Source organism: Bellilinea caldifistulae, from assembly GCF_001306055.1.
Taxonomy (GTDB): Bacteria; Chloroflexota; Anaerolineae; order Anaerolineales; family Anaerolineaceae; genus Bellilinea; species Bellilinea caldifistulae.
The window spans coordinates 1-19,535 of the sequence record NZ_LGHJ01000013.1; the positions used below are offsets into that span (position 1 = coordinate 1).

The 19,535-nt window shown below is 51.0% G+C and carries 19 protein-coding genes; 11 read left to right on the forward strand and 8 right to left on the reverse strand.

Translation table 11 applies throughout. The features are described from left to right. From AC812_RS07440 to AC812_RS07455, 5 genes are all read left to right on the forward strand, one after another. Positions 1-369, forward strand: a 369-nt coding sequence (locus AC812_RS07440; protein WP_062158777.1) for a transposase, incomplete at its 5' end; no start/stop codon positions are given. Between the two features lie 20 nt (positions 370-389). After that, positions 390-554, forward strand: coding sequence for a hypothetical protein (locus AC812_RS17820; RefSeq protein WP_169787276.1), 165 nt, complete (start codon positions 390-392; stop codon positions 552-554). Positions 555-603: 49 nt separating this feature from the next. Beyond that, positions 604-3,870 carry a hybrid sensor histidine kinase/response regulator gene (locus tag AC812_RS07445; protein ID WP_061918075.1) on the forward strand — a complete coding sequence of 1,089 codons (3,267 nt, stop codon included), beginning with the start codon at positions 604-606 and terminating at the stop codon, positions 3,868-3,870. A gap of 4 nt (positions 3,871-3,874) precedes the next feature. After that, positions 3,875-5,125 (forward strand): CpaE/TadZ family protein, encoded by a 1,251-nt coding sequence (locus AC812_RS07450; RefSeq protein WP_061918078.1) that lies wholly within the window; start codon positions 3,875-3,877, stop codon positions 5,123-5,125. 20 nt (positions 5,126-5,145) lie between these two features. Next, the gene (locus AC812_RS07455) at positions 5,146-6,105 is read left to right on the forward strand and encodes an L-lactate dehydrogenase (protein WP_061918080.1); all 960 of its coding nucleotides are present in this window, start codon (positions 5,146-5,148) and stop codon (positions 6,103-6,105) included. Here AC812_RS07455 and AC812_RS07460 read toward each other — a convergent pair. Next, positions 6,102-7,811: a glycoside hydrolase family 13 protein gene (locus tag AC812_RS07460; protein WP_061918082.1), complete on the reverse strand. Its 1,710-nt coding sequence runs from the start codon at positions 7,809-7,811 to the stop codon at positions 6,102-6,104. The two genes, AC812_RS07455 and AC812_RS07460, sit on opposite strands and share 4 nt — an antisense overlap. Positions 7,812-7,946: 135 nt before the next feature. Here AC812_RS07460 and AC812_RS07465 point away from each other — a divergent pair, with 135 nt between their 5' ends. Next, positions 7,947-8,579: a phosphatase PAP2 family protein gene (locus AC812_RS07465; RefSeq protein WP_061918084.1), complete on the forward strand. Its 633-nt coding sequence runs from the start codon at positions 7,947-7,949 to the stop codon at positions 8,577-8,579. A gap of 9 nt (positions 8,580-8,588) precedes the next feature. Here AC812_RS07465 and mtaB read toward each other — a convergent pair whose 3' ends face one another. Genes mtaB through AC812_RS07480 form a run of 3 tightly spaced genes read right to left on the reverse strand, consistent with a single transcriptional unit; the run spans position 8,589 to position 12,059 of the window. Continuing rightward, complete coding sequence (gene mtaB, locus AC812_RS07470; RefSeq protein WP_061918086.1) at positions 8,589-9,875, reverse strand: tRNA (N(6)-L-threonylcarbamoyladenosine(37)-C(2))-methylthiotransferase MtaB; 1,287 nt, start codon at positions 9,873-9,875, stop codon at positions 8,589-8,591. 4 nt (positions 9,876-9,879) lie between these two features. Then, positions 9,880-10,545, reverse strand: coding sequence for a hypothetical protein (locus tag AC812_RS07475; protein ID WP_061918088.1), 666 nt, complete (start codon positions 10,543-10,545; stop codon positions 9,880-9,882). Positions 10,546-10,604: 59 nt separating this feature from the next. Further along, positions 10,605-12,059: a tetratricopeptide repeat protein gene (locus AC812_RS07480; RefSeq protein ID WP_061918090.1), complete on the reverse strand. Its 1,455-nt coding sequence runs from the start codon at positions 12,057-12,059 to the stop codon at positions 10,605-10,607. A 285-nt stretch (positions 12,060-12,344) separates the two neighbouring features. On the opposite strand from AC812_RS07480, the gene AC812_RS07485 reads away from it, so the two are divergent. Next, positions 12,345-12,557, forward strand: coding sequence for a cold-shock protein (locus AC812_RS07485; RefSeq protein ID WP_061918092.1), 213 nt, complete (start codon positions 12,345-12,347; stop codon positions 12,555-12,557). Positions 12,558-12,617: 60 nt separating this feature from the next. Here the strand turns inward: AC812_RS07485 and AC812_RS07490 are convergent, their stop codons facing one another. Then, entirely contained in the window at positions 12,618-13,211 is a 594-nt protein-coding gene (locus AC812_RS07490; RefSeq protein ID WP_169787277.1) for a YdcF family protein, read from the reverse strand. Between the two features lie 55 nt (positions 13,212-13,266). Further along, positions 13,267-14,433, reverse strand: coding sequence for a MalY/PatB family protein (locus tag AC812_RS07495; protein ID WP_061918441.1), 1,167 nt, complete (start codon positions 14,431-14,433; stop codon positions 13,267-13,269). A 270-nt stretch (positions 14,434-14,703) separates the two neighbouring features. Here AC812_RS07495 and AC812_RS07500 point away from each other — a divergent pair, with 270 nt between their 5' ends. The 3 genes from AC812_RS07500 to AC812_RS07510 are packed head-to-tail and all read left to right on the forward strand — an operon-like array spanning position 14,704 to position 17,404. Next, positions 14,704-15,648 carry a class I SAM-dependent methyltransferase gene (locus AC812_RS07500; RefSeq protein ID WP_061918096.1) on the forward strand — a complete coding sequence of 315 codons (945 nt, stop codon included), beginning with the start codon at positions 14,704-14,706 and terminating at the stop codon, positions 15,646-15,648. Continuing rightward, positions 15,645-16,493, forward strand: a complete 849-nt coding sequence (gene proC / locus AC812_RS07505) for a pyrroline-5-carboxylate reductase (RefSeq protein WP_061918098.1) — start codon at positions 15,645-15,647, stop codon at positions 16,491-16,493. Before AC812_RS07500 ends, proC begins: the two co-directional genes overlap by 4 nt. 56 nt (positions 16,494-16,549) lie before the next feature. Then, entirely contained in the window at positions 16,550-17,404 is an 855-nt protein-coding gene (locus AC812_RS07510; protein ID WP_061918100.1) for a DUF6159 family protein, read from the forward strand. A 55-nt stretch (positions 17,405-17,459) separates the two neighbouring features. Here the strand turns inward: AC812_RS07510 and AC812_RS07515 are convergent, their stop codons facing one another. Beyond that, positions 17,460-18,446, reverse strand: a complete 987-nt coding sequence (locus AC812_RS07515) for a sodium:calcium antiporter (protein WP_061918102.1) — start codon at positions 18,444-18,446, stop codon at positions 17,460-17,462. Then, a complete protein-coding gene (locus tag AC812_RS07520) occupies positions 18,443-18,808 on the reverse strand; it encodes a hypothetical protein (RefSeq protein WP_061918104.1) in 366 nt (121 codons plus the stop codon). The genes AC812_RS07515 and AC812_RS07520 overlap by 4 nt, the downstream gene beginning before the upstream one ends. Before the next feature lie 276 nt (positions 18,809-19,084). Between AC812_RS07520 and AC812_RS07525 the strand changes: the two genes are divergently transcribed. Then, a complete protein-coding gene (locus tag AC812_RS07525) occupies positions 19,085-19,528 on the forward strand; it encodes a CBS domain-containing protein (RefSeq protein WP_061918106.1) in 444 nt (147 codons plus the stop codon). Positions 19,529-19,535 lie beyond the last annotated feature (7 nt).

The window sequence follows — 19,535 nt, forward strand, 5'->3', positions numbered from 1 at the left end:
GAGACCTATGCGGCGGATAAAGGCTATGATGACGGCAACAATCACTTCTATTTAGAACTGCACGGCTTACACTCGGCAATTCGCTTGAAAAAGACGCGCACGCAGAAGAAAGACGCCAACAAAGACAGCTGGCTGGCCTTGGAGCAGACCCAACCGTACCGTCAAGGCTTGAAACAGCGCTACAAAATCGAACGCAAATTTGGGGAAGCCAAACAGTGGCATGGGTTGGGACGCTGCCGGTATTTGGGAAAAATGGGCTTTGCGGTGCAAGCCTTTTTGACGGCGATAGCGCTCAACTTGAAACGAATGGTCAAGCTCCTGTTTGGCGTCGGGTTCAAAACCCCGGCTGGGGCCGCCATCCAAGGGTGAACTCCCATGCGGAGGGTGAAGTGTCGCTGGTGGTCAAAAATCCAGAAAAAATGGAAGTGAAGAGGTCAAATCAAGATACACAGCCCCTTTATTTTAGGGTGGATACCCCATCGGGTGCGGCTTTTCCACCCCTCAAACAGCCTGCTCGGCGTATTACGCTTGATTTTTCAACTCTCTCATTTTAGTCAAGGAAATTGGATGATTTATTTCCTTCCTGCCAGTTGAGAAAACAAAATGCTATCGGATACGAACCCCAAACTCCCCCTCAGCACGCTTGTCCCGATACTTTTTCCTATCGCAGCGGTAGTAGTGGGATTGGTTCTGCCGTTCTTAGTTACGGCGGTATTTATTCTTTCGGGGGGATTCACCCTTACACTCTCTTCCTTTTTTCAGGCTCAATTCAATGAACCGATATTATGGCTGGTGGACCTTTTTTCGGCTTTCATCGTTCTGCTGAACTCAGTCAACGCTTTCCAGCACTTCAGAACAATCCGCCAAAACCTGCGCCTGAAAGATGAACTGGTCCAGCGCACCGCTGAACTTTACGCAGTCAAAGAAATTTCCCAGCGTGAAATACTGGAAAGGCATCAGGCCGAAGCCAATATCATCCGGGCAAAAAAGGAGTGGGAAGCAACCTTCGATGCGATCTCAGACCTGATTTTACTGACCGATGCGAGCGGGAAAATCATACGCTGCAATCAGGCAACCATCCAAACCCTTAAAACCTCCTACGCCAACTTGATTGGTAAAAATATCGAAGAGGTGTTCCCTGGTGTCATTGAACCGGTGCAGAAAAAAGCCCTGACCAAAACTCAGGTCATCCCCATGCCATCTTTATACGGCTGGTTTGAAGTAACCGGTTTTCCCTTTCAGGATGGTGAAAACCAGCAAGGAATCATCTACATCTTCCACGACATCGCTCAACGCAAAAAAGCCGAGGCTGAAATTCAACGCCAGAAACAATACTTTGAAAGTATCTTCCAGAATAGCCCGGTTGCGATTGTCACCCTTGACCTGAACGGTCATATCGTAGCCTGCAATCCCGCTTTCGAACGGCTTTTTGGGTACACTCAGGCAGAAGTGCTGGGTGGAAAACTGGATGAAATCATCACCTCCAAAGAATTCCGAGATGGCGCATTTGAATTTAGCCGCCGGGTTCGTCAGGGTGAGCTGATTCACAGCGTCAGTAAGCGCCAGACCCGGCGTGGTGAATTGATTGATGTGGAGATCTTCGGTGTTCCGGTCATTGTCAACGGACAGGAGGTGGGCGTTCTCAACTTGTATCACAACATCACCGAACTGGTGCGCGCCCGCCAGAAAGCCGAAGAAGCCGATTTGGCCAAGAGTGAATTTCTGGCCAACATGAGTCATGAGATCCGCACACCACTCAATGGTCTGATCGGCATGCTTAACCTGGCGCTGGATACGCCCCTCAACGCCGAACAAAACGAATATCTCACCGCTGCGCTGGAAAGTGCCGAGTCGCTCCTCAACTTGATTAGCGACATTCTGGATTTGTCAAAAATTGAAGCCGGCAAAATGGAACTGGAAACCACCGACTTCAATTTACGCACCATTGTTGAAAATGTGGCCGTCAACTTTTCACAGCGGGCGGCTGCCAAAGGGCTGGAACTGGTCTGTCAGATTGATCCGCTAACGCCTGTCTTGTTGCGTGGAGATCCCAACCGCTTGCGGCAGGTATTGAATAATCTGGTCGGCAATGCGGTTAAATTCACCGAGCAGGGAGAAATTGTCATCAGCGTTCAGCCGATTGCCCAAACCAACACGCAGGCCACCATCAGTTTCTCGGTACGCGATACCGGTATCGGCATACCCCCCGACCGCCAGGCGCGCATTTTTGAGCGCTTTACTCAGGCGGATATGTCCACTACCCGCAAATACGGCGGATCCGGCTTGGGTTTAGCCATTTCTACCCAGTTGGTGGAGCTGATGGGTGGAAAAATCTCGCTGATCAGTGAACCGGGGGTTGGCAGCACTTTTTCTTTCAACGCTGTCTTTTCGCGTCAGGAAACTCCCGAATCCCAGCCGCACAAGTTAATTTCCCTTTCTCACCGAAAACACATCTTGATTGCCGATCCTAATGCATCCAGTCGTCAATCCTTGCGGATGGAACTGGAAAAAGTTGGCTTTGCGGTCACGGAATGCGCGGATCGTGAAACCTTTGTTCAGGTACTCCAATTCGCCAGCGAAAATCGGGCTCCAGTGCAACTGGCAATGGTTGAATACCGGATTCTATTGGATAACGGTCAACCCCGTCTGCCGGATAACATCAAACCATTGGTAAACAACGATCTCAAAGTCATCGTCCTGACCACCCTTGGAACTCATATCACCAAAGAAGATTGCCAGAAAGTCGGCTGCATAGCCACGTTGATTAAACCGGTGCGTCAACAGGCGCTCTACAATGCTTTAAAGTCCGCTCTTGCCAGCCCGGAGCCGGCCAGAGTTGCCGAAAAACCGGCCACCGAAAACCGCCTGACCGCCTCTGGACTGCGTACTTCCCTCTCGCGCCACATACTCCTGGTCGAAGATAATCCAGTCAATCGAAAAGTGGTTGTGAATTTGCTCACCAAATTTGGGCATACCGTTGAAGAAGCCGAAAATGGACGGGTTGCTGTTGAAAAAACCTCCCAAAGAAATTACGACTTAATTTTGATGGACGTCCAGATGCCGGAAATGGATGGCTATGAAGCCACATTGCGAATTCGTTCCAGAGAGGGAACCTCGCATCACACCCCCATCATTGCCATGACGGCGCGGGCACTGGCCGGTGATGTGGAACGCTGCCTCGCCAGCGGGATGGATGCTTACCTTTCCAAACCGATAAAACCGCGTGAATTGTTCAATGCCATCGAACATTGGGGACACAAGCAGGCTGAAGGCGAACCAAAACAATCGGACGTGGATGAAACCTCAACCACATTGATCAAGGAAGACCTCTCCTTGGAATTTGAACAGTATTTTCAATCCCTTGAAACCGACCCAAACGGCTTTTTACCCCAATCAGCACCCCCCTCCACTGAAGAGCAGATTTCTCCACTGGGCGAGGATCTGATCGGGGAAGAAGACGAATTCCTCAGCCGTGCTTTCCGGAAAAACACCCAATCACTTGGTGATGCCCATTACGTCGAAAAAATCCTCCCGCGCTTCGGTGATGACCTGGAGTTCTTTCTGGCCACCTTTGAAGAGTTCATCCAGCAGTGCGAAACCAAATTGGTCGAACTGAAAGAAGCCGTTCGCTCCCAAAATGTTGCGAGTGTCAAACTCCATGCCCACAACCTTAAAGGGGTGGCAGCCAACTTTGAAGCCGTCAAACTGACCCGCCTGGCTCACCAGCTGGATTTACAGGCAGCCAACGGAGACTTGAATGGGGCGGATGATTTAATTGCTGAAATGGAAAGTCAGATCCCCTTGCTGAAGAAAGCCCTGCTGGAAATGAAAGCGCAGCAACACCCGGCAGAAAACAACCTCAAAGGATAGATTCATGGCCACTGTACTGCTGATTGATGACGAAATCATCTTCCACCGCATGATTGAACATGCCCTGCGTCCGCTGGGACACATGGTATATACCGAGCTGACCGGCACACAGGGATTGGAAGCCGCCAATATCCTAAAACCGGATGTCATCATCACCGACCTTAACTTACCGGACATTTCCGGCTACGAGGTCACCCGCCGATTACGCCGCGACCCTGCTTTTGCCCACACCCCCATCATGGTGCTGACAAGTCAGGCGGGCTTACAGGATAAACTTGCCTCGTTTGAATCCGGAGCCGATGATCACATTACCAAACCTTTTGAGCCGGAAGAATTGGTAGCCCGCATGACCGTCCTTCTCCGCCGCATGGAGGTGATCCGCCATGCCTTGCCCAGCGGTGAAGGGGCTGTTCCGACCAAAATGGCAAAGATGATTGCCGTGCATTCCTTACGCGGTGGAATTGGCACGTCCACCCTCGCCGTCAATCTGGCAATTGCACTTCGTTCCCTGTGGAACACCCCCACTCTTTTGATTGATCTGGTATTGATGGCCGGACAGGTTGCCCTTTTGTTGAACATGCCCCTCAAACGCACTTGGGCCGATCTTGCCGGGATTGACCCCTTGGAAATGGACACCGAAGCCCTCCATTCGATTATTGAAAACCACAAAAGCGGATTGAGCTTCATCGCTGCCCCCACCTTTCCTACCGAAGCGGAGATGCTTTCCGACGAAACTCTGAACGTCTCCCTCAAGCTTCTCCGCCCCCATTATGACTACCTCATTGCCGATTTACCCCATGATTTCAGCGAAGTGGCGCTTATCGCCCTGGAGATGGCTGATGTTATCCTGCTCGTACTGGCTCCCGAACTTTCCTCGTTGCGAGCTGCAGCGGCAGCGCTGGACACCTATACCAAATTAAATTATCCCCCCGAAAAAATCAAACTGGTTTTGAACAATGTATTTCCCAAACACGGTTTACCGCGCGATCGAATTGAACAAGCACTCAAAAAACCTGTTACACTCAGCCTCCCCTATTCACCGGACATACTGGTACAATCCATTAACCTTGGCAAACCCATTTTGTATCATTCGCCGGATGAACCCATCTCCGTTCTCTTAGAAGACTTTGCCTTTTTTATGAGCACAGAGGAACACAAAAAAATCCGGCCGGAGAAGCCAACTCAGGCCTGGAAGCGGGTCTATGACCGCTTCATGGAAGCCCGCAAGGCCAAAGAAAAACAGTCTCAACGATAATTTTCGCAAGGAGAATTGCCATGACCCATGTGTTTAAGAAACCAACCCGCGTCGCCATTGTCGGTGCGGGCAATGTCGGAGCTACTTTTGCCTATTCCCTCTTAATTAGCGGATTGGCCAGCGAAATTGTGCTGATTGATGCCAATCACGCCAAAGCCGAAGGTGAGGCAATGGACTTGAATCACGCTATGCCTCTCGGCAGACCAGCTCGCATCTGGGCCGGCAGCTACGAAGATACGGCAGGGGCAGTGATCACCGTCATCACAGCCGGATCGGCTCAACGACCCGGTGAAACCCGCCTGGACCTGGTTCAGCGCAATACCGAAATCTTCAAGCAAATCATCCCCAAAATTGTGGAAAACAACCCCAATGGAATTTTGCTGATCGCCACCAATCCGGTTGACATCCTGACCTACGTTGCCTTCAAGATTTCCGGCTTCAGACGCAATCATGTCATCGGTTCGGGAACGGTGCTGGATACGGCTCGCTTCCGTTACCTGCTCTCTCAACACTTTGACGTTGACCCGCGCAGTGTACATGCCCACATCATTGGCGAGCATGGAGATAGCGAAGTACCGGTCTGGTCTCTTGCCAACATCGCCGGTATGCGCCTGCCGCAGTATTGTGCTGTCAACGAGTTGGGCTGCGCGGATGAAACCCTCAATACCATCTTTGAGCAAACCCGCGATGCTGCCTATCACATCATCGAGCGCAAAGGGGCTACCTACTACGGCATTGCCAGTGGCCTGGTGCGAATTTGCGAGGCGATCATTCGCGATCAAGGCACCGTCCTGTCCGTTTCCAGTTACATTGACGAACCCTACTACGGCATTGAGGATGTTTGCCTGAGTCTGCCCACCATTGTAGACCTGGACGGTGTGGAACGCATCATCCGCCTTGACCTGAATGAGGAAGAAGTCATCGGTCTGCAGAAATCAGCCAACCTGCTAAAAAATATCATTTCTCAATTGAAGATTTAAGGCGATTCAATCACGCCAATCCAGACCTCAAAGGGCTGCAAGGAAAGAAAACCAGCCTGCGCCGATTGTCCTTCCCTGCGGTGTGTTGAAAAAACACACCGCAAATTTTTAATCCAGTGGGGCAAAACGGTTCTGGCACGGCGGGCTTTCATGTTCAAAGCCACCACACAGCTTTGATTTTCTGTCCGTCTTAGAAAAGTGAACACATTGCGGTTATTTTCGTCCAGCGGTTGATAGTCGCCCTCAGTCAATGCGGGCGTGTTTTTACGCAAATGCAACAACCTCCGGTAGTAATTCAGCAAGGAGTCGGGGGCATCTTTCTGCTCCTCAACATTGACCCCCTCGGCATAATTCGGATGAACCGGCAGCCACGGATTCACCTCTGCCGGACAAAAACCGGCGTTTGGCTGATTAGCCCATTGCAGCGGGGTGCGGCACTTATCCCGTCCATATTCAATCGCGTGCAATTCGGCTTCCTGAGGAGAGCTACCCAGCAATTCAATTTCCAGGCGGTAAGCATGTAAACTCAACGGATCCCGGAAATCTTCCCGCTTCAGGTCAAGGTGGTTGACCATGCCGATTTCTTCACCATTGTACAAAAAAGGGGTACCCTTCAAAGTCAGCAGCAAGGCCAGATTAACCCGTGCAATCTGCTGATCATGTTTTCCATCCCCAAATTGACTCATCATTCGTCCGGCATCATGGTTATTTAAGGTATTGCACGGCCAGGCGTCCGGCGGCATTTGCGAAAATCTCTCCCTCTGGTTATTGCGCACCCAACGCGGCGTGATATGGTCTGTACGCATCAAAGGAAAATTGAAATTCAAGTGGAGCTCATCTTCTCCGCTCCCATAAAAGCGAACATCCTCCGTCTCGCCGATCAAAACTTTTTCCGGGTATTCATTTACCACCTGGCGGAGTTCTCTCATCAGGTCGTGCACTTGGGGCATGTCCACCTGATGCCGGAACAGGCGCAGCCAGCGGCGGTTTGCCCGGCGTTCCTCATCCTTTGTCTTAGCGAGCCGTGCATCCCGGTAAATCGCATCCAGATGATCGCCGGTAGCATGATCGGGGTACCCTTCCCGTTCGAAGATCGTGCCAACAGCATCCAGGCGAAAACCATCCACGCCAAGGTTCAGCCAGTAACGTACCACCTCAAACATGGCTTGTTTGACTTCGGAATTTCTCCAATTCAGGTCAGGTTGTTGGGCAAAGAAGAAATGGTAATAGTATTCGCCGGTTTGCGGGTCAAACGTCCACGCCGGCCCCCCAAAAGTAGAGAACCAGTCATTCGGAGGACCGCCATTGCGGGGCGACTTCCAGATATACCAGTCTCGTTTGGGGTTGTCCCGACTGGAACGGGATTCCAAAAACCACGGGTGCTGATCAGAGGTGTGGTTCAAAACCAGATCCAGCACCAACCGCATATCGCGACGATGCAATTCCTCCATAAATTGGAAAAATTGCTCCATTGTGCCATATTCAGGAGCAATCCCATAATAATCACTGACATCATAGCCCCAGTCCACCTGAGGGGAGGCAAAATGCGGTGAAAGCCAGACAGCATCCACTCCCAGCCATTTGAGATAATCCACTTTCTCGATCATCCCCTCAAAATCACCGATTCCATCCGCGTTGCCATCCGCAAAACTGCGCGGGTAGATCTGATAAAAAACAGCCGTTTGCCACCATTTCTTCGGGCTCATAGATTCAGTTACTCACTCCTCTTCAATATGATTGCGACCGAATGGATTGAAAATCAAAATTCCATTGACCAAACCTTAACATGATCATCAAAAGACTTTAACCGCTACCCATTAAAATTAAAAAAGTAGAAAGATATGGAAATCAACCCTTCCATTCACGTTTCTGAACAAATCGTGCCTATTGTACCCCAAAGATGGCACTATCGGCTGGCCGAATGGATCTCCCGATTGTTTTCACCCCCATTGGTTGCAGCCGTCGCCCTGATGACCATTGCCCTCACGGATTCGAGCCGTGCCGCCATAGGCTGGTCTCTCCTCACGCTATTCCTGATGATTCTCACTCCGGCCGCCTATCTGGTTTATCTTCACAAGCGCGGCCAGATTACCGACCTGGATGTGTACGTCCGACAGCAGCGCATTCGCCCTTATTTACTCAGTATCGCATGCAGTCTGGTAACTTTCGGAATGCTTCATCAGTCTTATGCCCCGGTTTTGCTGCAGGTGATTGCAGCTGCAGCGACTTTTGAAACCAGCGGCCTCTTTCTGGTCAACTTGAAATGGAAAATCTCTGCCCACGCCGCCGCTGCGGCTGGTTTTTCCTCACTGGGCTTTTGGGTTGGGGGTGGTTTGGCTGTTCCCATGTTAATTTTCATCCCGCTGGTGGCATGGTCACGAGTGCACCTTAAACGTCATACCCTCTACCAGACCATCGCCGGCAGTTTGTGGGGGATGATCAGTTTCACGCTGGCTTTCTGGCTGCTGCGGTAGAAATTCGGCTTATTCCCCCACATCCAGGATTTCGCCGTGCATTCCCTCATCGGTCACTTGCACCAGCCTGACCCGGCTGATTTGATTCCAAAGCGGTTGGGGTGAGCAGGCCTCTACGCGGATGTAATGATCCGTTAAGCCGTGCAACCGCCAGCCCTGTCTTCCCACCTCATCACAGGATTCCCACAACACGCCCGCCAGGCTCCCCAGGAACTTCTGACGATAAGTCAGCGATGACTGGCGCAAAACCTCCCGCATTCGCGCATTCCGCTCACGGATTACGCTTCCATGGAGCGTACCCTTCATGCGGGCGGCTGCGGTTCCCTCCCGTTTGGAAAAAGAAAAGACATGCCCACCGGCAAAGTTCATCTGCTGCACAAAGGCCAGGCTCTCCTCAAATTCGCTTTCGCTTTCACCGGGAAAACCGACGATAATATCGGTGGTAATTGCCATTTCCGGGCAGATGGCACGGGCCGATTCAAGCAGGCAGGCAAAGGCTGTGGGCGTGGTCTTGCGAACCATGCGCTTCAAGGTTGCCGCACTACCGGATTGTAGCGGTAAATGCAGATGGCGGCACATTCGCGGATTCTGCCACAAACGGAAAAACGCCTCGTCCAGATCCCACGGCTCAAGCGATGAAAGCCTGACACGCTCCACATCGGTATCCATCAGGATTGCTTCAATCAGATGACGCAGATGCAGTGGCATGGGAAAATCCTTTCCCCACGACCCCAGATGGACGCCGGAAAGGACGACCTCGCGTGCCCCACCGGACACAGCCGCTCTCACTTCGCCAACGACCTCGTTAATGGATTGGCTGCGTCCTTTTCCCCGAGCCAGACGCGTGATACAGAAGGTGCAAAAATTGTCACATCCATCCTGAACTTTGATAAAAGCCCGTGTACGCTGGTGCAGACCAGGCAAAGGCTGACGGGCAAGCGGTTCGAGATCAAACTCCTCAACCGGCATGCCCAACACGGTTGAAGTCAGGTGATGTTTTTCGGAATTGGGAATCACCCAATCCACATTGGGTAATCGCCGGGCTGCTTCCGGTTCAAGGGTAGCCCAACAGCCGGTTACCGCAATGGAAGCCCCACCGGCTCTGGCAGCCTGGCGGATTTTTTGCCGCGAGTCGGAGGCTGCCGCGCTGGTCACTGTACAGGTATTGATCACCACCAGATCGGCTTCGGCAGCTGAATCAGCAATCAAATGACCGGCCGCCCGAAATTGACGGGCAAGCAATTCAATCTCGCTTTGATTTAAGCGACAGCCAACAGTGTCGAAATAGATGCGCATACCTCTAAGGCTTAATCACATAAAAATTGTCAAAATGAACCTCTACACCCGCTGTTTGATAAGCACCGGCCAGCAGCCCTACATCACCCATACTGAAATCTGCGTCTTCCACCTCGGCGAACTTTTGCTGATTGACAAACAGTGTCAGGCGTGAGCCCACGCAATCGGCGCGTAGCTGATTTCGGGCATATCCCTGCGTGATCATTTTACCAAATTCCAGCCCATTTGGGCTGCTTAAAACCTGATAAAGACCATCTTTAACCTTGACAATTCCCCCGTAACCGTCGCTGCTGATCAGAAAGGCATAAAAATTATATTCATCCTGAAAACGACAAATCAGCCCAAAATCGTTATCGGTCGGCCCATTGATGAATTCAGCCTCAACAGCAAGGGTGACATCGGTAAAGTTTTTTCCCGCCAATGACCAGTAATCATAATTAGGCTGATTGATCAGAAAAGCAAGCACGCCATTTTGATAATGAATGACGGCTTCTGGAGAACTCCACTGCCGCCAGCCGCTGGCCGAATCCGAAAAATCATCATACAACAGGATACTGCCCGCATCCTTTGCTGCCAGAGCCGAGGACTCGATCTGCTTGATCAGATTACACCCACTCAGGGAAATGAAAATCCCAATTAAAATCAAACCATTGCGTAAAACCTTTAACATCGGATCAACCTCCTGCGGCTGATGTACGGCAGTCCTCTGCCGTGAGGTAGATGTCTATCCTAAGGTTGAATGGCTTCAGCCGGAAAATAACGCTGCAACAATCTTTGGGCAGTCAGAGCAATCCCTTCATCCTGCGATTCGGCAGCCTTTTTGAGGGGTTGAAAAGCCTGACTGGTTCTGCCCATTTCGAGATAGACCTGTCCAAGATGAAGCCAAGCGGGAGCATAGGAATCATCTACTTTCAATGCCTGTTGCAAGAACTGTTCCGCTTCTTTCCATTCACCCAATTGCAGATAAACAAAACCAGCCGTATCCAGTGAGGCGGGGTTGCTGCCGTCCAGATCTAAAGCCCGTTGGGCAGCCGGCAAGGTATAGGCTTGCGGGTCAAAGCCATTCGAGGCAGAAAACATCGCCAGCGACCTCCACAGTTCGGCATTTTCCGGCTCAATTTCCACCGCCCGCCGATATGCGTGGAGCGCCTCGATCAAATCTCCACTCTGAGCCAGCGCAGCCCCAATTTCGACTTGCCAGCGCCCTTCATCGGGATGTTTTTCTGCCAGCGTTCGTAAATAGCCCAACGCCACCAAAGGCTGATCCTGACGCCGCCAATAGAGCGCCATGGCGGTTTGGACAATATCCGAAACCGGGTTGAGTTCAAACGCCCGCCGCAAAGCCGTGTAGCCGTCCTTTCCCAAATTTTGACGGGCTTCTGCCAGTAAGGCCCATCCTTCGGCATAATCCGGGAATAAACTGACGGCTTCTAAAAATGCCTGCTCGGCAACGTACCAGTAACCCAGCTCCCCTAATCTTTGACCAATGACCAGCCGTTGGTAGGCCGGGTCGGGGTTTTCCTGCGCCGTTTCCAAAGCCTCTAACAAGCGGCCGACCTGGCGCGCCAGTGCGCCGCGACCGGCACTCAATGGGGTCAGCCGGCGGATGGCCTCATCCGGGTTTTGAAAAGACTGGAACACCGCCGCCATCCAGACTGCCTCGGAATTTTCGGGCTGGACAAGCGCCCAACGTTGAGCGGCTTGATTTGCCAGATCCCAGCGATTGGCTTTCTCAAAGAGATCAATCAATCGGCGAAAATGATCCGGGGCTAAATCCTCTTTGTCCAGCAGAACAAGCCCGTATTCCACCGCAAGGTGGGGGCGCCCCAATTCAAAAAGAACCTGAGTCAATGAAAACAAACCTTTTTCGGAAATCGCGCCTGATTCCCACGCCCGCTGAAAATCGGCTGCTGCCTGGGGTAAGTTCCCTGCCTCCAGTTCGTGAAAGGCCAGCCGCTCCCACATCTCCACGCGGTCTGGGTAATAATCCAACAATATCCGCAAATTCATGGCAGCCTTCTCGTGGTTATTCAAAACCTCCGCCTGATACAAGTGCGTGATGATTGTCAGTTCCCGAAGAGGACGTGGTGAAAGGGGCAAAATGGCAAGAAAGACCAGCGGGAGAATAATCATCACCGCCAACAAAAACTGGCGTTTCAGGCTTTGAAGATTCGGCTTCACCATCTCAAACCCATTAGACCCTGCAAAAGTTCAAGTCAGGATTATTATCCCCCAGCCCATGCGTTTGTGCAATACACCGGGGGTTCATTCGGAATCGTCAAACAAGGGCGAGAGAAGGTCTCTTCAAACAGGTAAAATTGTGTCTTTCTGACTTGAAACAGGCTCATTCAAAAAAATTCTAAACCAATCTGACTTGACATCAAAAATAAGGCGTGATACATTTGTCATACATGGTCAAGCGGCTCATGGAGCCAGACCTGAAATTTCTCAAAATGTATGGAGTAAAGCATGTCAGAACGTTTCACCGGGACCGTCAAGTGGTTCAACCCCGCCAAGGGGTACGGCTTTATCGGCCGTGACAATGGAGAAGATGTCTTCGTACATTTCTCCGCAATCGATATGCAGGGCTACAAGCAGTTGAAGGAAGGCCAGAAAGTGGAGTTTTCTATCGAAAAAGGTCCCAAAGGTCTCCAAGCCGCGCAAGTTGTCCCACTGCAATAACCCCAATCCAATTCATCCAATCGTCATACAGAGCCGCTTAAAGCGGCTCTGTTGTTTGTCTCAACGCCCGGCGCCAAATACATAACCAACCACTTTGGCCAATTCCAGCAAAGTTACCTCCCAACCTTGCCGGCTGAACATCCATGTTGCCGCCTGATACCAGTGTCCCTGTACCGCGTGAATTTGCACCTTGACCGGACTTCCCCGAAATGTATCGTGGAAGATCAGCCGTGTGCGAAAGGTATGGTAAGGATCCGTTACCACCACACAGGAAGGATGCCCCCAGTATTCCATGTATTCCCGCACGCTTTTGGCTTCCTCCACCGTTGAACGGGACACTTCAGGAATGATGCGGATGTGGTCCATCGGGACACCCATCGCCGAGAGATTGTTGCGCACCAGCAGACTGTAGCGAGTGCCAATATCATTAATTGTGTCACCGGTCTCCGTAATCAAAATAATTCGGGAAGGTTCAGCCCTGTAAAGTTTTACGGCCTCCTCCCAGCGCTGGCGATCTCCACCACTCAACAAGACAACCATTCCGGCATCCTTCAAAGAATCCGAAGTGATCAATAACGCTCCCACAGCATACAACACTCCATAGATCACAATCGGGAGCAAAAGCAGCAAACTGAACACCCCCATCCCCCTCATGAAACAGCCTCCACACCCCCTGCTGTGATTTGGGGTTTGAGTGGTTCGAGTCATATCATCCTCTCTGATGTTTCTCCCATGCCATAATCATCCGATGGATGCCTTCCTGTAACAAGCTGCGTGGGCAGCCGAAATTCAACCGGACATGACCCTCGCCACCGCCTCCAAACGCACGTCCATCGTTCAACCCCACCTTTGCCTCTTGGAGGAAAAAAGTAAACGGGTCTTCTCCAATCGTGGTCCGGGTGAAATCCAGCCACGCCAGATAAGTCCCCTCCGGTAAAGGCAAGTGAACCCCCTGCATACATTCCTGCACGGTTTGATATAACCAATCCCGGTTGGAGCGCAGGTACACCATCAACTGATCCAGCCAATCTTCCCCATGCTGATAAGCAGCTCTTGCCGCCGTCATTCCCATCAGATTCACTCCTTCCACTAACCCGCGTCGGGCTTGATGAATTTTTTGCCTCACCTGCGGATCCGGAACGACTGCAAAAGAAAACTCCAGCCCTGGGATATTAAACGTCTTGCTCGGCGCCATCAGCGTGACCGTTTTTTTTGCAATTTCGGCATCCAGTGAAGCAATCGGAATGTGCTGGTTGCCGTCATACACCAGATCACAGTGAATCTCATCCGAGCAAATCATGACGTCCCGCCGCAGGCACTGCTCGGCCATCTGCTCCAATTCAGCGCGTGAAAAAACCCGCCCAACTGGATTATGCGGATTGCATAACAGGAACATGCCGGCATTTTGATCGAGGCAATGTTCAAAGGAATCCCAATCCACCTCATAATGGTGATCCCATCTCACTGCCAGTTTGGACGAAAGCAGCGGAACACCTGCATTTTGCCCGACGCTCAAAAACGGCGGATATACCGGCGTCTGGATGACCACACCGCGCTGTTCGGTACACAGTGCCTGGGTTACGAGATTGAAGGCAACCACCACCCCCGGCAGAAAAATCAAATCTTCTGCCTTGACTTTCCAACCATGTCGTTTTTCCAACCAGGCTAAAATAGCCTCTCTCAATTCCTTTAATTCCGCCGCATATCCAAAAACCCCATGCGAAACCCGCTGATGGAGCGCTTCAATGATGGCGGGGGCAGCCGCAAAATCCATGTCTGCGACCCACATGGGCAGGACATCCTCCGCAAAGTAATGCCATTTGATGCTGTCGGAATTTCGGCGGTCAACCACCTGGTCGAAATCATAAACCTGCATCCGCAAATCCTTCTTGAGGGAATTGGTGTTTTCCTGAAAACGCTGAGGATTATAATGCCCAATCTCGTTCCTGTCGAACAATCCCGAAAAATTTAGCCAGTCAATCTTTACCAAAACATGTCTTTCAAGCCACCTAAATGGAATTTTTTGGACAATTCCTGACTTTCCAAACGTTATTCTAATTGCATGGGTTAACCCGAACAGGAATCCAACAACGCTCAGCCCGAACTGCAACGGTCAAAATCTGATATACTCGCTTGCATAACGACTATGGCAATTCAAAACAAACTGCAATTCACGTACTTAATCCTGACATCCCCGGAATGGAAAGATTACGAGCTGGTGGACAGCGGAAACGGCTGGAAGCTGGAGCGCTTTGGTCAATACCTGCTGGTGAGACCGGAAGCCGAAGCCGTCTGGGCGCCTGCTCTGCCGGAAAACAAATGGGCAGCAGCTCATGCCCGTTTTGTGCCAACACCGGAAGAAAACGGTGGACATTGGCAACACCACAAACCCATCCCGGAACGATGGATCATGCACTATAAGAACCTGTCCTTTTTCATCCAAACAACCGCTTCCCGGCATGTGGGGGTTTTCCCCGAACAGGCCTGTCAATGGGATTGGATCGCTGAACAAATCACTAAAGCTGGTCGCTCAGCCAGGGTTTTGAATCTTTTTGGTTATACCGGACTGGCGAGTCTGGCTGCCGCCCAAAGCGGTGCGCAGGTAACCCACGTGGATGCTTCTCGAAAGGTCATCAACTGGGCGCGAGAAAATCAAACCCTCTCCGGCCTGGAAACTGCTCCAATCCGCTGGATTTTGGATGACGCGATTAAGTTCGTTCAGCGGGAAGGCCGCCGGGGGGTAAAATACGATGGTTTGATTCTGGATCCACCAAAATTCGGGCGCGGCCCCAAAGGGGAAGTGTGGGAATTTTTCCGTTTATTACCCAATTTACTGGATGCTTGCAAAAAAGTTCTTTCACCAAATCCGCTTTTTGTCGTACTTACGGCTTACGCCGTCAAGGCCTCAGCTTTGACTCTTCACTATGCCCTGCAGGAAATGCTCACACAATCGGATGGTGAGTGGAGTTTTGGTGAAGTGGCTTTGATGGAAAAGAGTGCCGGCAGGTTCCTTTCCATGGCGATTTTTGCCCGCTGGTCACGGTTTAAATCCCCTGAATCCCGAACACAAGAAGGTGGAATTAGAACATGATGAGCTCACAAAATCTTTCAATCATCGGGCCGGGTGTAATGGCAGAAGCCATCATCGCTGGCTTGATTCGTAATCAAGTGCTGCCAGCCCAAAAAATCATTGCAGCCGGGCCGCGTCCAGAGCGCGGCAGCGAATTGGTTGAACGCTACGGCATCCGTTTTACTGCCGATAACGCCGAAGCGGTTAGCGCCGCTGACATTGTCATACTGGCGGTCAAGCCACAAAAATTACGCACCGTGCTGGCTGGGCTGCGGGGAAAAATTGCCCCTCATGCGGTGGTTTTATCCATCATTGCTGGTGCCTCTATTCAAAGCATCAGCAGCGGACTGGAACACCCCGCCGTTATCCGGGCGATGCCAAACACACCGGCTCAAATTGGGCAGGGAATTACGGTTTGGACTTCCTCTCTCGCCGTAACTGAAGCCCAACTAGAGGCAGCCCGGTTGATTTTATCGGCGCTTGGGCAGGAAATCTACGTTGAGGAAGAAAATTATCTGGATATGGCTACTGCTCTTTCCGGCACCGGTCCGGCCTACGTTTTTCTTTTCATGGAAGCGCTGATTGACGCCGGGGTTCATCTGGGTTTTCCCCGCCGGATTGCCGAACAACTGGTCACGCAAACGATTCGTGGTTCGGTGGAGTATTATGCCCTCAAAAAGGATCATCCGGCACATTTACGCAATCAAGTCACCTCACCGGGTGGGACATCTGCCGCAGCTCTGTATTATCTGGAAAAAGCCGGCTTCAGAACAGCACTCAGCCGGGCAATTTGGGCGGCTTACGAGCGCTCTCAAGAATTGGGACGGGGTAAAAACAGCCAGCCACCGGAAAAAAACTCGGACTAGCCGGTTACGCAACTTTTTTGGGCTGCTGATCGTAGATACCTGTGGAGGAAATCACAATGGACAAGTTGGGCAATAGTTGGGAGTTGGTCAAAGCGAGTTTTCGAGTCCTTTCAGCCGATAAAGAACTGGTCGTTTTTCCAATCGTATCGGCTATCGGCACCTTAATTGTTACACTCACTTTTGCACTGCCCCTGTTTTTGAGTGGACTGGTAGACAGCCTGTTTTCCGAAAGGATCCAGGTTGCCGGGTTCGTGGTCATTTTCCTTTTTTACATCGTGCAATATACTGTCATCTTCTTTGCCAACACCGCCCTGGTCGGTGCAGCCATCATCCGTTTGAGAGGCGGTGACCCCACAGTTGCACAGGGTTTTCAAATTGCTTTCAGCCGGATTGTGAACATCATCGGTTACGCCATCATCGCAGCCACGGTAGGTATGCTACTAAGGGCTGTTTCCGAACGCAGCCGCGGTTTGGGCAGAATGGTTATCTCTTTAATTGGCTTTGCATGGAATATCGCCACTTTTCTGGTGGTACCGGTGCTTGCGGTTGAAGGGGTTGGCCCCATTGAGGCTATCAAACGCAGTGTTTCTTTATTGCGCAAAACGTGGGGGGAACAAATAGCCGGAAATGTCGGTATTGGGACGGTTTTCGGGCTGATTTCCTTCGGAATTGTGATTTTCGGGATGATCTTTTCCGGTGTGGCTTTCATCGTCCTGGAATCCGCGCCTCTGGCTATTGCAATCTTTGTTTTGATAGTCATTGCTCTCATCCTGATCGGGTTGATCAATTCCACCTTAAGCGGAATTTATGCCGCTGCTGTTTACCAGTACGCTGAAACCGGCCACACCGGCGGTTTCTTTGATGACAGCATGGTTCAAAGAACCTTTACCTCAAAAGCTACTTCGTTCTAATCGGTTGATAGGCGAAAAAACGGATCTTCCCAAAAGCAGGGAAGATCCGTTTGGATTAAATTCCCAGCCCACGTTGATAAATCAGCATCATCCCAAGGATAAAGGTCAAAATCAAGACCGCCGCATCCAGTTCCAGAAAAGCCAACGCCCGCCGGCGAATGATGGATTGGTTGCCAATTAACGCCATTGTATTCATAATCAACCCCAAAAAGCCCACCAGTACAAATTCCGGCGAAATACTACCAATAAACCGCCCTTTGGTGAACAGAAAATCCACCAATCCCAGCGCAAACATATTGAACATATTGCTGCCAAACAAATTTCCAATCGCCAGATCGTAGACTTTCATGCGTACAGCCGCAATGGTGGCTACCAGTTCGGGCATGGTGGATACGAACGCCAGCAAAGCCACCCCCACAAAACCCTCACCCAAGCCGGTCAGGTTGGCAATGTCGTTGGCTACGCGAACAAGCCAGGGCATCACCAGTACCAGTACCAGCGCCGCGCCACCAAACCATAATAAGGCCGTTTTCAATGGGGGTAATCCTTCGTCGTCCTCATTGCGCTCTTCTTCGCTGATCGTGGTCGAGGTACGCAATAGCCGAACCAGGATCAGATAAGAGGCAATCAACAGCAAACTATCAACCCCCACCCAGCCAATTTTGATATCCAGATTTACATAGACAAAAAAAGTAGCCAGCAAAATCATCAAAATTGCCCCGCCGCCGGTCAAACCATGCCGGCGCACCACTACCCGCAAGGCTCGTTCTCTCCACCCCAAAATGCTGATAAATGCCAGCAAGAGCATATTGTACATATTGGCGCCAAAGATATTTCCTCCCGAAAGGTCGGGGATGCCTAAACGGATCGAATTGATGGCGGTCAGGAACTCGGGCAGTGAAGTAGCCGAAGCCATCAAGATCACACCGATGAATGCTCTTCCCAAGCCAGTGCGGATTGCAATAATGTCGCCGTATTCGGCCAGTTTCACCGCTGCGAGCACCACCAGAGCCGCACTAATAATAAATTCAATCCAGATCATAGGGTCTTTTTCCCTTCTTCCAACGATTTGTGCAGACCCTTTGCACTGCTCAACGGCCAGGACAGGAACACACCGCTATGGGGTTTTTCCAGATTGCCCACAATTTGTTCGGTTTTTTGCAGACACTGCTCGACCAACGCCTCATCCTCAACCGCCGTAAACAGGGTGATATTGCCTTCCTCAAGGATGCTTGAAACCGGCTCTACCAGAAACGTCAAATGCAGTTTCGTGCGTTTGATTTGCCGTCGGTAAAAACCGCTGCTTTCGATGATCGTAACACCCTTAATTCCAATTTCCGACCATCCCTCCAGCAATTCGTCCAAACGGCCGGGGTCATCCAGCACAAACAAGATCATGAACATATAAAACGCTCCTTTTTTGAAAAGACAGAGGGGTTGTTGGATTACCCTGACAGATTTTCAAACCTCTGCTGCGCTGCAAGCATTGCCGAACCTGAGCGCAACCAGCAAAACACCAAACTGCCAGGACGTCAAATCTCTCACCCGTTAAGTAGCAAAAACGGTGGTCTTTCCATTTTACCGGTTTTTCGCTCAAATCCCAATTACCTTGCAGGGCATTTTTACTCTATAATAAATACAGGTGCTTGTCTCAACCAAAATATGAAAGGGAGGGGTATTATGGAAAGCACAGTCCGGCAGATTCTGCAAAACAAGGGTACCCAAGTCTGGTCTGTTTCGCCTGATGCAACCGTCATGGAGGCACTCGAACTGATGGCGGAAAAAGACATTGGGGCAGTTCCGGTCGTCAAAGATGGCAAACTGGTCGGTATTTTTTCGGAGCGGGATTATGCCCGTCAGGCCGTCCGTCAGCGCGAAACGCTCAACCTTTTGCCTGTCTCGACTTTTATGACCACCGATGTGATCACCGTTACCCCGACACAAACCGTAAAAGATTGCATGATTTTGATGACCGCTCGAAGGATCCGCCATTTGCCGGTCATTGAAAATGAAAGTCTGGTTGGGATCATCACCATCGGCGATGTCGTCAAGACGATCATTTCCGATCAAGCTTTATTGCTGGAAGAATTAGAAAAATATATCAGCGGGCGATATATCCGCTAATTGAGTC